Annotated in this window: 12 protein-coding genes; 6 read left to right on the top strand and 6 right to left on the bottom strand. The window is 56.0% G+C overall.

Going from position 1 to position 16,537, the window contains the following annotated elements; translation table 11 throughout:
- Positions 1–214: 214 nt before the first annotated feature.
- From NTD85_RS02460 to NTD85_RS02440, 5 genes are read left to right on the top strand one after another with little or no spacing between them, the layout of a single operon-like run.
- Positions 215–1,507, top strand: a complete 1,293-nt coding sequence (locus NTD85_RS02460) for an OprD family porin (RefSeq protein ID WP_003222544.1) — start codon at positions 215–217, stop codon at positions 1,505–1,507.
- A 39-nt stretch (positions 1,508–1,546) separates the two neighbouring features.
- Positions 1,547–2,524, top strand: a complete 978-nt coding sequence (locus NTD85_RS02455) for a Bug family tripartite tricarboxylate transporter substrate binding protein (RefSeq protein ID WP_103485701.1) — start codon at positions 1,547–1,549, stop codon at positions 2,522–2,524.
- A gap of 58 nt (positions 2,525–2,582) precedes the next feature.
- Positions 2,583–3,041, top strand: coding sequence for a tripartite tricarboxylate transporter TctB family protein (locus NTD85_RS02450; protein ID WP_201135575.1), 459 nt, complete (start codon positions 2,583–2,585; stop codon positions 3,039–3,041).
- Position 3,042: 1 nt separating this feature from the next.
- Positions 3,043–4,557: a tripartite tricarboxylate transporter permease gene (locus tag NTD85_RS02445; protein WP_003222538.1), complete on the top strand. Its 1,515-nt coding sequence runs from the start codon at positions 3,043–3,045 to the stop codon at positions 4,555–4,557.
- The gene (locus NTD85_RS02440; RefSeq protein ID WP_262141340.1) at positions 4,550–5,584 is read left to right on the top strand and encodes an AbrB family transcriptional regulator; all 1,035 of its coding nucleotides are present in this window, start codon (positions 4,550–4,552) and stop codon (positions 5,582–5,584) included. Before NTD85_RS02445 ends, NTD85_RS02440 begins: the two co-directional genes overlap by 8 nt.
- A gap of 119 nt (positions 5,585–5,703) precedes the next feature.
- On the opposite strand, the gene ung is transcribed toward NTD85_RS02440, so the two are convergent.
- A complete protein-coding gene (ung, locus tag NTD85_RS02435) occupies positions 5,704–6,396 on the bottom strand; it encodes a uracil-DNA glycosylase (RefSeq protein ID WP_262141339.1) in 693 nt (230 codons plus the stop codon).
- 132 nt (positions 6,397–6,528) lie between these two features.
- Between ung and NTD85_RS02430 the strand changes: the two genes are divergently transcribed.
- Complete coding sequence (locus NTD85_RS02430) at positions 6,529–7,641, top strand: enoyl-CoA hydratase/isomerase family protein (protein WP_003222532.1); 1,113 nt, start codon at positions 6,529–6,531, stop codon at positions 7,639–7,641.
- A gap of 68 nt (positions 7,642–7,709) precedes the next feature.
- Here NTD85_RS02430 and NTD85_RS02425 read toward each other — a convergent pair whose 3' ends face one another.
- The 5 genes from NTD85_RS02425 to NTD85_RS02405 form a co-directional block, all read right to left on the bottom strand.
- Positions 7,710–13,232 carry a calcium-binding protein gene (locus NTD85_RS02425; RefSeq protein ID WP_262141338.1) on the bottom strand — a complete coding sequence of 1,841 codons (5,523 nt, stop codon included), beginning with the start codon at positions 13,230–13,232 and terminating at the stop codon, positions 7,710–7,712.
- Positions 13,233–13,234: 2 nt separating this feature from the next.
- Complete coding sequence (locus NTD85_RS02420; RefSeq protein ID WP_262141337.1) at positions 13,235–14,095, bottom strand: hypothetical protein; 861 nt, start codon at positions 14,093–14,095, stop codon at positions 13,235–13,237.
- Positions 14,096–14,130: 35 nt separating this feature from the next.
- Positions 14,131–15,339 carry a glycosyltransferase family 4 protein gene (locus NTD85_RS02415; RefSeq protein WP_262141336.1) on the bottom strand — a complete coding sequence of 403 codons (1,209 nt, stop codon included), beginning with the start codon at positions 15,337–15,339 and terminating at the stop codon, positions 14,131–14,133.
- A gap of 201 nt (positions 15,340–15,540) precedes the next feature.
- Positions 15,541–15,939 carry a hypothetical protein gene (locus NTD85_RS02410; protein ID WP_003222524.1) on the bottom strand — a complete coding sequence of 133 codons (399 nt, stop codon included), beginning with the start codon at positions 15,937–15,939 and terminating at the stop codon, positions 15,541–15,543.
- Between the two features lie 180 nt (positions 15,940–16,119).
- Positions 16,120–16,386, bottom strand: a complete 267-nt coding sequence (locus NTD85_RS02405; RefSeq protein WP_103520405.1) for a hypothetical protein — start codon at positions 16,384–16,386, stop codon at positions 16,120–16,122.
- Positions 16,387–16,537: the final 151 nt, after the last annotated feature.

Below are 16,537 nucleotides of genomic sequence, written 5' to 3'. Positions count from 1 at the left end.
TGGCCGACGCCATTCTTTGCCGCGGAGTTTACAGCCGCAACCGCCGCTGTGAAGCCCGAAAACCGCGAAATCCGGCTGAAAGGTTAGTGAAAGGTTAGCCCGCTAGAGTCCGCCCACGGACAGTTCCGACTGCCGTCGCTGCTGCCACACAGCGATACGAAAAACGCCCCGATGCGTTTTCGACCAATAAGAACAATAAACGGAGTACACCCGCATGCCGTCCTTGCAGACCAAGGCTCTCAAGCCTGTTCGTCCTTCTCGTTTGCGCCACGCCACCCTCGCCAGCACTGCTGCCCTCGCCGGTTTCTCGCCGCTGAGCTACGCCGACTTCATCGAAGACAGTTCCGCCACCTTCGAAACCCGCAACATGTACTTCAACCGCGACTTTCGCGATGGCACCAGTGCCCAGCAATCCAAGCGCGATGAATGGGCGCAGGGTTTCATGCTCAATCTGCAATCGGGTTACACCGACGGCACCGTGGGGTTCGGTGTCGATGCGCTGGGCATGTTGGGAGTCAAACTTGATTCGAGCCCGGATCGCACCGGCACCGGCCTGTTGCCGACCCACGACGACGGACGCGCGGCGAACGAATACTCGAAAGTCGGCCTGACCGGCAAAGTGAAAATCTCCGCCACCGAACTGAAAATCGGCAGCCTGATTCCGGAACTGCCGATCCTCAAACCGAACGACGGGCGCATCCTGCCGCAGACCTTTGAAGGTGGTTTGCTGACCTCCAAAGAGATCAAGAACCTGACCTTCACCGGCGGGCGTCTGGAGAAAGCCAAGGATCGCGACAGCACCGATTTCGAGGACATCGCCCTCAACAACAAGAACAGCCGTTTCGCTGGCACCGTGGCCGGCAAGCATTTCGATTTTGCCGGTGTGGACTACAAGTTCACCGACAAGATCACCGGCAGTTACCACTTCGCCCAGCTCGACGAAGTCTATAACCAGCACTTCTTCGGCCTGGTCGCCTCGCGGCCAATGGGGCCGGGCACGTTCGCCACCGACCTGCGCTTTGCGGTCAGTGACGATCAGGGCGCGGCCCGCGGTGGCGAGATCGACAACCGCTCGCTCAACGGTCTGGTCAGCTATGCGCTGAGCGGCCACAAGTTCACTGCCGGTTATCAGCACATGTCCGGCGACAGCGCGTTCCCGTATGTCGATGGCAGCGACCCGTACCTGGTCAACTTCGTGCAGATCAATGACTTCGCCGGCGCCGAAGAACGCTCGTGGCAGGCGCGTTACGATTTCGACTTCGCCCGCCTCGGCATCCCGGGCCTGTCGTTCATGAGCCGTTACCTGAGCGGTGACAACATCAAGCTCAAGAATGGCGACGAAGGCAAAGAGTGGGAGCGCAACACCGAGATCAAATATGTAGTACAAAGCGGCGCGCTGAAGGATGTTGCCGTGCGTCTGCGCAATGCCACTTACCGTTCCAACTACTCAGCCCGCGATGCCGATGAAGTGCGGCTGCTGGTGAGCTATAGCGTTGCCCTTTGGTAATTCAGTACGTCCATAACAACAACTCCCAAGGAGACATAGATGAACTTATCACTGCGTAAAGTTGCTCTAGCCGCCGGCGTCATGCTGTTCGCCGGCCAACTGATGGCCGAACCAAAACGCCCCGAATGCATCGCCCCGGCCTCTCCCGGTGGCGGTTTCGACCTGACCTGCAAACTGGCGCAAAGCGCGCTGGTCAACGAAAAACTGCTGACCAAACCGATGCGCGTGACCTACATGCCCGGTGGTGTCGGCGCGGTGGCCTACAACGCGGTGGTGGCCCAGCGCCCGGCCGACGCCGGGACGCTGGTGGCATGGTCCAGCGGTTCGTTGCTGAACCTGGCGCAAGGCAAGTTCGGTCGTTTCGATGAAACCAATGTGCGCTGGCTGGCCGCCGTCGGCACCAGCTACGGCGCCATCGCGGTGAAAAGCGATTCGCCCTACAAGACCCTCGACGATCTCGTTCAGGCGCTGAAGAAAGATCCGAGCAAAGTGGTGATCGGTTCCGGCGGTACGGTCGGCAGTCAGGACTGGATGCAGACCGCACTGATCGCCAAGGCCGCCGGAATCAACCCGCGAGACCTGCGTTACGTCGCGCTCGAAGGCGGCGGCGAAATCGCTACTGCACTGCTCGGCGGTCACATCCAGGTGGGTAGTACCGACATCTCCGACTCCATGCCGCATATCCAGAGCGGTGACATGCGTCTGCTCGCGGTGTTCGCCGATAAACGCATCGACGAACCGGAAATGAAAGACATCCCGACCGCGCGCGAGCAGGGCTACGACATCGTCTGGCCGGTAGTGCGCGGTTTCTACCTCGGGCCAAAAGTCAGCGACGAAGACTACGCCTGGTGGAAAGACGCCTTCGACAAACTGCTGGCCTCGGACGATTTCGCCAAGCTGCGCGATCAGCGTGAACTGTTCCCGTTCGCCATGACCGGCCCGGAGCTGGACACCTACGTGAAGAAACAGGTGGCGGACTACAAAGTGCTGGCCAAAGAGTTCGGCCTGATTCAGTGATCGTCTCTCTCTAGCCGCCGTGGCCTCGCGCATCGAGGCCTCGGCACAGGAGTTTCCCATGCTCTTACAACGCATTTTCGCCTCGGTGCTATTGCTGGCCTGCGTCGGCCTGGCGCTGATGGCGTGGCCGTATCAAGCGGCTTTTTCTTATGAACCGGTCGGCCCGCGTGCCTTTCCCCTGCTGATGCTCGGCTTGATGGGCGTGGCGCTGCTGTACATGGTGTTCCGCCCGGCACCGATCAAACACAGCGAAGACGAGCCACCGCTGGATCGCCAAACCCTGACCAAGATCGGCATCTGCGTCGTCCTGCTGCTGGTGTTCGCCGGCCTGTTCGAACCGCTGGGCTTCATCCTCAGCAGCATCCTGATCGGCATCCCGATGGCGCGCCTGTACGGCGGTCGCTGGCTGCCCAGCATCGTGGTGACAACGTTGATGGCCATCGGTCTGTACCTGCTGTTCGACCGTCTGATGGACGTTCCGCTGCCTTTGGGCCTGCTCGACGTTCTGGAGAACTGATATGGATACTCTCGGTTATTTGGGTCAGGGCTTCGGCGTCGCGCTGAGTCCGTACAACCTGGTCACGGCCCTGACCGGCACGCTGATCGGCACCGTGGTCGGGCTGTTGCCGGGCCTGGGCCCGATCAATGGCGTGGCCCTGCTGATCCCGATCGCGTTCGCCCTTGGCCTGCCACCGGAGTCGGCGCTGATTCTGCTGGCGGCGGTGTATCTGGGCTGCGAGTACGGCGGGCGGATCAGCTCGATCCTGCTGAACATTCCGGGCGAGGCCTCCACCGTGATGACCACCCTCGACGGTTATCCGATGGCGCGTCAAGGCCTGGCCGGTGTCGCCCTGTCGCTGTCGGCGTGGAGTTCGTTCATCGGTGCGTTCATCGCCACCTGCGGCATGGTGCTGTTCGCCCCGTTGCTGGCGAAATGGGCGATTGCCTTCGGCCCGGCGGAATACTTCGTGCTGATGGTGTTCGCGATTGTCTGCCTCGGCGGCATGGCCGGCGATCGACCGCTGAAGACCTTTATTGCGGCGCTGATCGGGCTGTTCCTGTCGACCGTCGGCATCGACGCCAACAGCGGCGTGTACCGCTTCACCGGCAACAACATTCACCTGACCGACGGTATCCAGTTCGTGGTGTTGGTGCTGGGGCTGTTCTCGGTCAGTGAAATCCTCCTGCTGCTGGAAAAAACCCATCGCGGCCAGGAAGCGGTGAAGGCCACCGGGCGCATGATGTTCAACTTCAAGGAAGCGGCGTCGGTGTTCGTGGTGAACATCCGTTGCGGCTTGCTGGGTTTCATCATGGGCGTATTGCCGGGCGCCGGCGCGACGCTGGCCAGTGCCGTGGCCTACATGACCGAAAAACGCATCGCCGGTGCTGGCGGCAAATTCGGTCAGGGTGACGCCCGTGGCCTCGCCGCTCCGGAGACCGCGATCGGCGCTTCGGCCTGTGGCGCGCTGGTGCCGATGCTGACCCTCGGCGTACCCGGTTCGGGCACCACCGCCGTGATGATCGGCGCGCTGTCGCTGTACAACATCACCCCGGGGCCGCTGTTGTTCCAACAGCAACCGGACATCGTCTGGGGCCTGATTGCCTCGTTGTTCATCGCCAACATCATGCTGGTGATCCTCAACATCCCGATGATCCGCATCTTCACCCGCATCCTCGCCGTGCCGAACTGGGCACTGGTGCCGGTGATCGCGATCATCACCGGGATCGGCGTGTACGCGGTGCATGCGACCACCTTCGACCTGTTCCTGATGGTCGGCATCGGCATCTTCGGTTACATCCTGCGCAAGCTGGATTTCCCGCTGTCGCCGGTGCTGCTCGGGTTCATTCTCGGTGGGCTGATGGAGCAGAACCTGCGTCGCGCGCTGTCGATCTCCAACGGTGCGCTGGAAATCCTCTGGTCGAGCCCGATCACCTTCGGTGTCTGGGTCCTGACCGCGATCATGTTGCTGATGCCGCTGCTGCGCATCTGGCGCAAACGCTCGGCAGCGCAACGCGCCATCGCCGATGTCTGATCGGTCTTCCCTCAGAAACTGGTGGGCCACCCCGCTGGTCGGTCTGTTTGGCGGTTTTATCGCCAGCCAGATCGGCTGGCCACTGCCGTGGATGGTCGGCTCGCTGCTGGCGATCATCCTGGTGCGCTGCCTGACACCCTGGCAATTGACCGAGATCCCTGGCGGGCGCAAATGCGGCCAATGGATTGTCGGCATCGGCATCGGCCTGCACTTCACCCCGGTGGTGATGGAGCAGGTGCTGAGTCATTTCGGTTTGATCTTCTTCGGTGCGCTGGTCACCAGTCTGTCGGCGGTGGTCGGCGTGTGGTTGATGCGCCGTACCGGCGAGGATCGTGCCACGGCGTTTTTCTCGAGCATGCCCGGCGGCTCAGGCGAGATGGTCAACCTCGGCGCACGCAATGGCGCGCTGCTCAGCCATGTGGCGGCGGGGCAAAGTCTGCGGGTGCTGGTGGTGGTGCTGTGCGTGCCGGCTGCGTTCAAGTATCTGCTGGGCGACGGCACGCCGATTTCCCACGCCGGCAACGTCGATTGGCGCTGGCTGGCGATTCTGTTTCCCACGGGCGCCCTGCTCGCCTGGCTCTGGCAACGCTTGCGTCAGCCCAATCCGTGGCTGTTCGGGCCGCTGCTGGTCAGTGCCACGGTGAGCATTGCCTGGGATTTGCACATCGGCCTGCCGGATGGCGGCAGCCAGATCGGCCAATGGCTGATCGGCAGCGGGCTGGGCTGTCACTTCAATCGACAGTTCTTCCGCCGCGCGCCGTCATTCATGGGACGTACGCTGATCGGCACGGCACTGACCATGTTGATCGCGACATTGGCGGCGTTGGGTTTGAGTGCGCTGACCCATCTGGATCTGCGTTCGCTGACGCTGGGCATGATGCCCGGCGGCATCGCCGAAATGAGCCTGACGGCGGAGACCCTGCAACTGTCGGTACCGCTGGTGACGGCGATGCAGGTAATGCGGTTGCTGTTTGTGCTGTTTCTGGCGGAGCCGTTGTTCAAGTATTGGAACCGTAATCCCGAGTAACACCGATAGACCGAGTTGCCTTCTTCGCGAGCAAGCCCGCTCCCACATTGGTTATGTGCATGCCGCAAAACCAATGTGGGAGCGGGCTTGCTCGCGAAGGGGCCGGTCCGGTCATCCAGTCAAACCGGCGGCAACCGCCACTCGATCGGCGCCTCACCATTCTGCTCAAGAAACTTGTTGGTCCGGCTGAAGTGCCCACACCCCAGGAAGCCTCGATAAGCCGACAACGGCGACGGATGCACCGACGTCAGCACCAGGTGCTTGGTCGCGTCGATCAGCTTCTGCTTGCTCTGCGCATGTGCGCCCCACAGCATGAACACCAGATGCGGCTGGCATTCGCTGACCACTTCAATGATCCGGTCGGTGAAGAACTGCCAGCCCTTGTCCTTATGCGCGTTGGCATTGGCCCGCTCGACGGTCATGGTGGTGTTGAGCATCAACACGCCCTGATCGGCCCAGCTCTGCAGGTAGCCGTGGTTGGGAATGTCGATGTTCAGGTCGCGCTTCAACTCTTTATAGATGTTGACCAGCGACGGCGGAGCCGGCACGCCGGGTTGCACCGAAAAGCACAGGCCATGGGCCTGGCCCGGGCCGTGGTACGGGTCCTGGCCGAGGATCACCACTTTGACTTTATCCAGCGGCGTCGAATTCAGCGCGTTGAAAATCAGCGGTCCCGGCGGATAGATTTCCTTGCCGGCCGCCCGCTCCTGCTGCAGAAAAGTGCGCAACTCTGCCATGTAAGGCTGGTCGAACTCAGCACGCAGTGCCTCCTTCCAGCTCGGTTCGAGTTTGATACGGTCGTCAGCAGTCATGGTCATACCCGGCAAAAACAATGGGGCGAACCCTAGGAAAGCCGACCACGCTTGTCAATTGATCTGACGCAGATCCGGCACTTTCCCACACAGCGATCATACTGATCGTTCAAATTCCCGATCGAGGTCACGATGAATCTGCACTTCGAAGAACTCACCGGCACCGACGGCGCCCGCCTCGGGATCGCCAGCCTGGATGCTGAAAAGTCGCTCAACGCGCTGTCCTTGCCGATGATCAACGCCCTGAGCGACAAGCTGAACGCCTGGGCCAAGGATCCACAAATCGTCTGCGTATTGCTGCGCGGCAACGGCGCCAAGGCATTCTGCGCCGGCGGCGAAGTGCGCAGCCTGGTGGAAGCCTGTCGCGCCCATCCCGGTGAAGTCCCACCACTGGCCGCGCAGTTTTTCGCCGCCGAATATCGCCTGGACTACAGCCTGCACACCTACCCCAAACCGCTGATCTGCTGGGGCCACGGTTACGTGCTCGGCGGCGGCATGGGCCTGTTGCAAGGCGCCAGCACGCGGATCGTCACGCCGAGCAGTCGCCTGGCGATGCCGGAGATCACCATCGGTCTGTATCCGGACGTCGGGGCCAGTTGGTTTTTGTCACGGTTGCCGGGCAAGCTCGGCTTGTTCCTCGGTCTGACCGGAGCGCACATGAACGGGCGTGATGCGATCGATCTCGATCTGGCCGACCGCTTTCTGCTTGAAGAGCAGCAACCACAGCTGATCGAAGGCCTGCTGCAACTCAACTGGCAGGAACAGACCGACATGCAGCTCAACAGTCTGCTCAAGGCCCTGCAACAGGAAGCCGTGGGGCAGATGCCCGAGGCGCAGTGGTTGCCGCGCCGCCGGCAGATCGACGAACTGCTCGACGTCAGCGACGTCACCTGCGCCTGGAAAGCCATCAGCCTGCAACGTGACAGCAGCGACCCGCTGATCGCCCGTGCTGCGAAAACCATGAGCGAGGGTTCGCCGCTGACCGCGCACCTGGTCTGGGAGCAAATCATCCGTGCGCGCCACCTGTCGCTGGCCGAAGTCTTTCAGATGGAATACACCCTGAGCCTCAATTGCTGCCGGCATCCGGAATTCAGCGAAGGGGTGCGGGCGCGACTGATCGACAAGGATCAGAAACCGCACTGGCATTGGCCGGACGTCAATACCGTGCCGGACGCGGTGGTGGAAGCGCACTTTCACAAGGTCTGGGAAGGTCGGCATCCGTTGGCGGATCTGTCGCAGTATTAATTGGCAACTGCCCGCGATAGTCCCGCTTGTCGCCTATCGCGGGCAAGCTTTAACTGACCTTATTAAACCTAAACATTCAACTCGTAAAACTTAACTATTTCCGCAATAGCGATTGACGACTCCTCGTTATTCTTAATCAAGATATCCTCCACATCCCTTAACGGAGGAAGAGGATGCAAACGTTCAGCAATTTCAGTGGCAGTATAGTCCTGAGTCGCTTTACCTTCGCCTCTAACCCTTATATAGCCGATGGCGCTTTCCCCTGCAGAAAAATGATTGGACACTCGCATCTTCGGTGAAACACCGTAATTCACAACTATTACCAGATCATCACCTTCGCGATGGAATTTCAATTGCCCGATATTCAAGTCAACATCTGAAAAATCGATTCCATCAATACCACCGCCCGAGTTATCAATCACGTCCCTGCCAAGACCATCATATTTATAAACATCATCGCCCGCCCCGCCGGACAACGTGTCATTACCTGGCCCACCCAGCAGCACATCCTCGCCAGAGCTACCAGTCAGCAAATCATTACCGTGACCGCCCACCAGCGGCAGCGTTTGAGCATCTCGAATAGATTGGGCGGGCGTCGCATTATCAATGACGACGGCATTATGGTAAGTATCCGGGGCAGGGCCCAGTTGACTAGACTCCAGAAGAGTCTTCAGGCTGGCGCTGGTGCCGTCGGCAAACCTTATGACTTCGATCCCGGAGCCCTGGAGATCCCCTGCATTGGGTAAAACGATACGAACCTGCTGAGTCCCCCATTTGATATCGAGGGTCGAATAGAGCATCTTCGCCCGAGGTGGATGGCGATAGTTGTCACGTGACGGATTGGGGGCCAATTCGATATTGACTGTTTCAATCAACACCGCCCCCCAACTTAACTGCAGCTCTTCCAGCCTTGCCCCATCTGGAAGAATGACAACATCTTGATCGATCCGCCCATACTCGTCTTTCCACCCCGTCACACCCACTTCCGGGCGCTGAAAAACAGGACTCAGTACATCCGCAATAATGGTCGTTGCGCCAGCGTGTGCTTGCACAGTGTAGGTATCGGCACCATTTTCACCGTAGAGCCAATCAATCCCTGAACCGCTGATTAAATAATCGGCCCCCTCGGATCCGAGCAGCGTATCGTTGCCCGCTCCAGCCGATAGTATGGCCCCCGGTAATCTGTCATTTACCGAACCATAATCAAGTGGGGTAAGCGCATAAGCGACTATCAGGTCATCACCCTTACCGCCATGAAAGGTATTCCCGACTTCCAGGTTCACTCGTCCGCCGCCGGCGTCACCTTGTACAGTCTTGTGCTTGATGGTTTCGGTCTTTACATCCCGGCGAAATTCTTTACGGACAGTTTCGCCAGAGTTGAAGCTTGCTGCAGGATAGATGTACCAACCTTCGATAGTTCCTGACTTGTTTCTATCCTCTACCAGCACGTCTCCTGTTTTAAACGAAAAACCGCTACCCGAACCAGATCGATAATATTGAGGTTTATGGTTCGATGGGTTTGCTGCCCCCTCAACCTTTGTATTTTTGAAATGGGAGTGGGATGCAGAGCTCGTCTGCCTGTCGCTGTACACAGCTCTGCCAGATGGAGCGTTCATCCACTGCGGTGTGTCAGACAAAGATCCGTTTTCGATGCTTTCGTCAATCAAGTCGGAATAAGTGATGAAACCCGTATCAGTCGTGAAAATGTGATTTCTGACCCAGACACCTTGATCATTGAGGGTGAAACCCGTGGCTTGCCTGTTTTTCGAACGCCTTCCTTGAATTTCCCCAAGGAATTTTTCCACCCCTTCAATGCCATCACCCAATTCAGCCTCATTTCCTTCGCTCGAAACATCAATGGCTGACTCGACGGGAACGCTTGCGATACCGCTGTATTCACTCGTGTCTTCTGTTTCTTCTATGTCTGCCTTGTCCACCACTTCCATTACCGGCGGTTCGATCACAACTACCGGAGCAAGCGTTTTCTTGATGACATCCTGGTAGCTCAAGACCACTCCATCACTGAAACTGAAAGTTGAGTCTCGCCACGTCTCGTGATTTTTTATCAGAACGGCGTCACCTACTCCGTTGGCCAGCCGCAATACCAGACCGATTTCAATATCGATAATTTCAATCTTCAGATTGTCCGCAAAAAAACCGGCTCCGAACTTCATGACATTGTTGCCACCGGCGTCTACAACTACATCAAGCCCATCACCAGCTCCGAAATAGTAAATATCATCTCCGCCCCCCGCTTCCAGGTAGTCGTTACCGGCCCCGCCATCAAACACATTATTTCCTGAGTCACCGCGCAGATAGTCCACACCCTCCCCGCCAAATAACGTGTCGTTTCCACCGCCGCCCAGCAACGTGTCGTTGCCTGAACCACCGTCCAGATAATCTGCACCCTGTTCGCTTTCAGGCGTCTGCTCGTAGTCGCCAGACATCAAGTCATCGTCATCACCGCCGTAAAGCGTATCGGCGCCCAAGCCCCCCCAAAGGGTGTCGTTTCCGGCACCGCCTCGAACGAGGTCATCATTGGTGCCGCCGGATTGCAGGTTTGGCTGGTCACCATCCAGAGCATCAGCGCCCGGCCCGCCTATCAGTGTGTCGGAGCCACCCAATCCCTGGAGCGTGTCGTCACCCATACCGCCATCAAGGAAATCATCACCGTGGTGGCGAATCGGATGGTCGTAGTAATCGCCAACCAGCTCGTCATTTCCTGCCCCACCAAACAGCAAATCATCAGCACCGCCGCCCCAAAGGGTGTCATCGCCCGCACCACCGTCCAGAAAGTCACGTCCGAAGAAATGACTAGCGTCACCCGCCACACCATCCAATACGTCGTCATCCCCCTTCAGGGCATCATTGCCGGGGCCGCCATACAAGACGTCGCTACCGCCGTTGCCAGCGAGAGCGTCGTCGCCACTGCCTCCCTCCAGCAGATCGTTGCCATGGTGTCCGCTTTGGAGTCCTCCACCCCAATCAAGATTGTCTCCGAACAATGTGTCGTTGCCACTGCCGCCCGTCAGGGTGTCGTCTCCCCCGTCGCCGCTCAGTTGATCATCTTCAGTTCCGCCATCCAACACATCCTCGCCCCAACCGCCGCAGAGAACATCTCTCCCGCCTTGGCCGTACAGAACGTCGTTGCCTCCTTCCAATGCATCTTTCACGGAGGATTTGTCGAAGGTGGTGCGCAAGCTGATGACGCCTTGGGCAAGAACGACTTCATGTCGTTTATATTTCCAGTTTTGCTCCAGTACCCCAGTGGTATCGTCGCCGTGCAAGAAGTCATCACCCGCCCCCCCAGCCAGTGTGTCTCGACCGTTGCCACCGAGCAGCACGTCTCCAGAGGCAGTACCCACCAGCAGATCATCGCCCTGCCCACCATCCAGCCAATCGCCACGACCGACCTTCCCCTTGGCGACACCATCAGCCAGAGCTTTTTCAAGGGTTGACTGTTTGTCTCCAAACAATTGATCGTTTCCAGCTTGCCCGAGCAGTCGATCAGAGCCGCCAAGCCCAAGGAGGATGTCGTCTTTGGGCGATCCGTAAAGTGCGTCGGCCTTATTCCTCTGTTTTACATTTGGCAACAGCACAACGTTACCCAAGTCATCGTAGGAAAGCTGATCACCGGGAACATTGGGGTCCGTATCGGCGGCTCTCCAGTCACCCTGGATAACCAGATCGGGTGTTGAAAAGGTGTGGCCATCGAAGTCGGGGAGCTGAACACCCAGCATTCCCGGCCTGTAGTGCTTGATTACGATCAGATCGCTCTGGCCGTAGCGGATGTTCAGTGTGTTTTCCGTGAGTTCTTCAATGAGCGTCAACGTTATGGATCGGTCTTGCGTGAACCATGTGTTGCTCAGAAGAGCACTGCGTTTGAGGGCGGGAATCGGACGGTCATTTATCAATAACTGCCCATCAGCATTTGCATCGAAAATTTCATCGATTCCGTCACCACTGTAAAACGCGTACCGATCATTACCCTCGCCACCGGTCAGAGAATCGTTACCCTTGCCGCCGATCAAAACATCATCACCCGCCATCCCGTATAGCGCGTCATTGCCGTCGCCACCGCTTAACGAGTCGTTACCGCGAGCACCTTCAATAACGTCATTACCTGCCAGTCCACTGATCGAGTCATTGCCCTCACCGCCATACAGATGATCGGCATTTATCGCACCACCGAAAGATCGCCCTCCGTCGTCACCGAACATCACCAGCGGATTGGATACGCCAGTCGTCATGGGCGCTTGTTTGCCTGAGCCTATATCCGAATAGGAAAACTTCTGCAGTGTGTTTTCTCCGAACGAACCATGGGTTCTGGATATCAACCGGGCCAACATTTCTGCGCGATCAAAAATCCACTGCTCAGTAATAAAGCCTTCACCCGTGGCAGGATCATAGAGTTCCAAGCCACGACCGGGAAAACCGTCATCTTTTTCTATGACTATTTCACTTAGCTGTTTCAGAGAATTGCGCAAAGCCAAGCCAACCGGTGTGTCTTGCGCGGCGAGCTTGGCCCATGCTGTAGCACTGCCATATTCGCTGATAGTCTTGGTAACGATGCTTTGGGATTGAATTGGTGTAAACGCTGAGAAAAATGCGTACACATTGGACGCAAACGTTTCCTCGGTGGTGGGCGCGGCATTAGAGTCGCCGTCGTATGTTCGCTTGAACATGTCAAAAAAAACATTTACGCCATATCGCAAGATCAGATCAACGATAGGCGAAACAGGTGTGCCTTTCACCACGTACTGGATCAAGGGATTGGTGTTTCCACTGGCCATTGCAATTTTGATTTGCTCAGGCACTACCGAAAACACGCTCTCAAGCACATTGACACCAAAGTTATTGACCGCAGCGCGTAGGCCGACACTGTATGAGTCAATGGCAAATAGAATATTCTTGAAATCATCGAGCCTGTTAGCTTTAGCCAGTTCATGATTACCTTTGATTTCTGAGCCAGGGTCGCCTGCGGAAATCAATCTCCAGGTTTCATACGGGGGTTTGCCACCTAACAGGCTGAAACCGATGGTTCCAGACCAACCTGCGTTACGGCTTGTAGCGGTATCGTCTTTGCCAAGATCATCAAGGAATAAAACCTCTCCAATAGCGCTCGCATCAATACCTGCGATTTGACTGATTGAGGGCACTGTCCAAGGAGCCAAATCGCCCTTAACCGATCCATATAACAGTATATTCATGAAATTTACTGCAACCTGATTTGAGGAGGCCTGCATTTTCGATTCTGTAAATTTCTCACGTAATCGAAGTTCCCCTTGCCGCATGGTGTAGGCGCGAATCAGAGCGGAGTAAGCCCCCTGCCCACCATTAGCATCAATTGCGACATTAAGCCAAAGTCTGGCACTCTTCAAAACATCAATTACATCTTTCTCAAAGAGAACATCCTCAGAAAATTTTTCGCCAATGATTTTAGATAAAACCCGATAAAAGGAAGCACAGTTTCGCCCCTGTTCCGCAGAGGCTATATACCTCTCAGCATCCTGATCAAACCACATCCCCTCAGAAGTATTCGCAACCTGTAGCACCATTGACTTTTCTAAATCATCAAAAACATAACTCATAGTTACTTCCCTGTAATTATGGAGCGTGAAAGATAGTCGCTTACAAATTTAATCGCTTCAGGCGCACCTCGTAACGAACTTGTGTCCAGCCCGATACGTCCGTCCCCACCTGCAAAATCAAAACTGTAGAGCTCGACTGTGCAGTAGGTCTGTAACACTCCAAAGTCCAAATTTTCCAACTGTTCTTTGTTAAGCTTCAACAAGTCTTGTTTGCCCAAACCAGCGGCCTGAATCTTGTCGCCAGGATGATTCAATCCATCACAACTTATCGTCCGAGGTGTTCCGTCATGCCGGCGCCAATTACGCATAACAAATGTGGTAATGGAAAACTCATTCTTGAAATGAGGCGGAGGAGCATTAAGCCAAAGCTCTAATCCTGGATAATTTTTTAGTTCCACAATCAGATCATCCGGCCAATCTGCATGTCGATACCCCATGCTGTGCGGCTCAGTGCGCTCCTTCCGGGTGTAGAGTCTCGCCGCAAGCCGGAAATACCCCCAACTGGAAGGCTTTTCTATCCCGCTCATCTCATACTCCGTACGAAGTTCGCTACCCGTCCACCAAAATGATCCCTCGAGAGTCTCGGCTATACATGACCCGTCACTTCTCAAATTCGATCCGAAATAAAATCCGGGTATCCGACTCCGATCAAGAAGACTCCCGCCCGGTATTGGCACCTGTTCCATACCCGCCAGTTTTTTACTGCAGTCACCTTGTTCCTTTTGGTAAGTCGCCCTGCGTTCTGCCGCCTCCTCCCATTCAATATAAAAATCCACCACCCAATAGCACACCAGCAAAACCAGACCATATTTCAGTAAGGCGTTACAACGTCTAAAAGCATCCTTGCGTGACATCTTGAACATTTCAAATATCCCTTTTAAAACGACGAAAACGCTAGTTAGAATCGACCAGCCATCGCATCTTCAAAAACCTGAAAATAGCCCTTCAGACCAGCACTGACATCAAAACTGTTTGCCGTTAGCCGCGCAGCTTTTCTGATAGATTCAAAATCACCGGGATAATTTAAAACGCTGCATACATTGGCAGCTATTGATTCAACCTGGAAAAAATCGACAAGAATCCCATTACACCCGTGAACAACGACCTCCTTCACCGGAGCTGTATCAGAAGCGACTATCACACAGCCAGCCGACATGGCCTCCAATAAGGACCAGGACAAAACGAACGGATACGTCAAGTAAACATGCACCGTTGAAACTTGCAGAACAGCTCTATATTTCTGGTAAGGCAGCTTCCCGGTGAAATGCACATTGGAAAAATCGCAATCCACCTCCGATAACATCTTGTCTCGCCAATTCTCATACCCAACAGGCCACCGCCCATAGCTGACTTCATCTCCACCCACAATGACTATTTGAGCGGTCGGACACTCAGCCTGAATATGGCTGATGGACCTCATAAATGTATGAAATCCACGATAGGGTTCAAGGTTTCTGGCAACGTACGTCACTATTGGCTGATGTGCCTTAAGTACACAGCCACTGGTTAAAGTTACAGCCTTAACTTTCTCGGCATGAGGCGTTTGGATGACACCTTCATGAATCACGCGAATTTTAGATTGATAGCTTTTCGGAAAAAGACTTCGTTGCCACTCTGTTGGGGCAATTCCAATATCACACTGCTCCAGATTCAACAGATGCATTGAGTTCAAAACTCTTAATCTTGAGGAAGCATCGGACGCACGTGGAAATTCAGGATCAAAACCTGAGTCTGCCCCCTGTGCTCGATAATAATATTCACAGAGGTGAATCAGTGGTGCATCCGGATATACATCCTTGATAAATAACGTTTCACCCCACCCGGGATGAGCAAGAATCACATCGGGTCGATAACCCTGTTGTTTGAGTTTCTTCAACAAGACCAAAACACGCTGCCCATCCAACACAGCCGTTTGATATCCATGCAAATAAGCATGGCTGCTATTCGAGTCTCTTATTGAGGACCGATACCGAAGCAGTTTCACCCCGGCAATACCCGGTGCCGTATCACGACCAATTGCAAGTACTTTGAAACCCTTTCGACGCGCCGCCAATGCAACATGGCGAAATTGACCGGGAAAATTTTGATGAATGATAAGTAAATGCATGCCTGAAAAACTTCCGTGTTTATATAGCTCCGTAAATTGAAAGCTTCCAGCTTCAATAGGCGCATACAAACGCTAACAATTATTCAGAAATAAAACTGTAGGAGGCTTCCGAGAACTTCCTAGGAGATGGAGCAACATACGAATTTTCGACAGGCACAAAAAAAGCGGCGCTCAATGCGCCGCTTTTTTGTTTGCGGATGATTACCAGCGACCGCCTCGCCCGCCGTGGTCACCCCGATCACCGTGATGATCTCGGCCGCCGCGGTCACGATCCCAACCACCACCGCGGTGGCCGTCCCAGCGCCCGCGATCATTGTCGTGCCAGCGACGGCTTTCGTAATAGCGCGGGGCCGGCTGGTAGTAGCGCGGTTGCGAGTAATACCGTGGCGCGGGCTGGTAGTAACGCGGCGCAGGCTGATAGTAGCGCGGGGCCGAGTAATACGTGCTGCCACCGCTGTAATACGTGCCACCAGTGTTGTAGTAGGCCGGAGCGGGTGAGGTGTAGACCTCCGAGCTGTAATAGCTATCTGCGTAGGAGTAGGGAGCGCAACCGGCAACGGAAAACATCATCGCAGCAAGCAGTAGAATTCGTCGATACATGGCGGCCTCCTGGACCGCGAGTGAGCCACACCAGCGACGCTGGCAGGCATCAGTCGGTTATTCGGTGACTGACGAATGATCTGACAGCGTTTTCCGAATCTGGTGCGCTTCCGTAACAAGTTGAAACATGTGATTAATGAAATCCTGTTCATTTGCAAAACACTGTCATTCAGCTGCCGATCAGTGGTGTCCACCGTGATAGCCGCCGCCGTGGTAACCGCGACCATAACCACCGCGATAGCCGTAACCACCGTAATAGTAACGGGCGCCGCCGTAGTAGCGCGGGCCGTAATATCCGCCGTAGTAATAAGGTGAGTAGTAGCCGGGATAGTAGTAGGGAGCGGCGTAGTAAACATCGGCGGGAGGCCCGTAGTAATAACATCCGGACAGCCCAAACCCGAGCACTGCACCGAGCAACACTCGACGAAACAGTTTCTGAACACGCATGACGGCCTCCTGAAAGACCCACGACCGCAGCAGGACAGCGCAGCCGACACAGTTTTGACTGTCAGGCCCGGGGCAAGTGCCGGACTCGGCCAAGCTTCAGATCAGCGGTGTCACTCCCCCTGAGAATCCCCCTGTGCGAGCGGGGGTGGGG

The organism is Pseudomonas sp. 13B_3.2_Bac1, assembly GCF_025466205.1.
Classification (GTDB): Bacteria; Pseudomonadota; Gammaproteobacteria; order Pseudomonadales; family Pseudomonadaceae; genus Aquipseudomonas; species Aquipseudomonas fluorescens_H.
Note: the sequence above shows the minus strand (reverse complement) of the source record. Positions and strands in the feature narration are given on the sequence as shown.

Excerpts from the sequence above, each read along its gene's own strand:
- NTD85_RS02410 (WP_003222524.1), bottom strand. The coding sequence starts at position 15,939 with ATGTATCGACGAATTCTACTGCTTGCTGCGATGATGTTTTCCGTTGCC.
- NTD85_RS02405 (WP_103520405.1), bottom strand. The coding sequence starts at position 16,386 with ATGCGTGTTCAGAAACTGTTTCGTCGAGTGTTGCTCGGTGCAGTGCTC.
- NTD85_RS02430 (WP_003222532.1), top strand. The coding sequence starts at position 6,529 with ATGAATCTGCACTTCGAAGAACTCACCGGCACCGACGGCGCCCGCCTC.
- NTD85_RS02455 (WP_103485701.1), top strand. The coding sequence starts at position 1,547 with ATGAACTTATCACTGCGTAAAGTTGCTCTAGCCGCCGGCGTCATGCTG.
- NTD85_RS02450 (WP_201135575.1), top strand. The coding sequence starts at position 2,583 with ATGCTCTTACAACGCATTTTCGCCTCGGTGCTATTGCTGGCCTGCGTC.
- NTD85_RS02425 (WP_262141338.1), bottom strand. The coding sequence starts at position 13,232 with ATGAGTTATGTTTTTGATGATTTAGAAAAGTCAATGGTGCTACAGGTT.
- NTD85_RS02420 (WP_262141337.1), bottom strand. The coding sequence starts at position 14,095 with ATGTTCAAGATGTCACGCAAGGATGCTTTTAGACGTTGTAACGCCTTA.
- NTD85_RS02445 (WP_003222538.1), top strand. The coding sequence starts at position 3,043 with ATGGATACTCTCGGTTATTTGGGTCAGGGCTTCGGCGTCGCGCTGAGT.
- ung (WP_262141339.1), bottom strand. The coding sequence starts at position 6,396 with ATGACTGCTGACGACCGTATCAAACTCGAACCGAGCTGGAAGGAGGCA.
- NTD85_RS02460 (WP_003222544.1), top strand. The coding sequence starts at position 215 with ATGCCGTCCTTGCAGACCAAGGCTCTCAAGCCTGTTCGTCCTTCTCGT.
- NTD85_RS02440 (WP_262141340.1), top strand. The coding sequence starts at position 4,550 with ATGTCTGATCGGTCTTCCCTCAGAAACTGGTGGGCCACCCCGCTGGTC.
- NTD85_RS02415 (WP_262141336.1), bottom strand. The coding sequence starts at position 15,339 with ATGCATTTACTTATCATTCATCAAAATTTTCCCGGTCAATTTCGCCAT.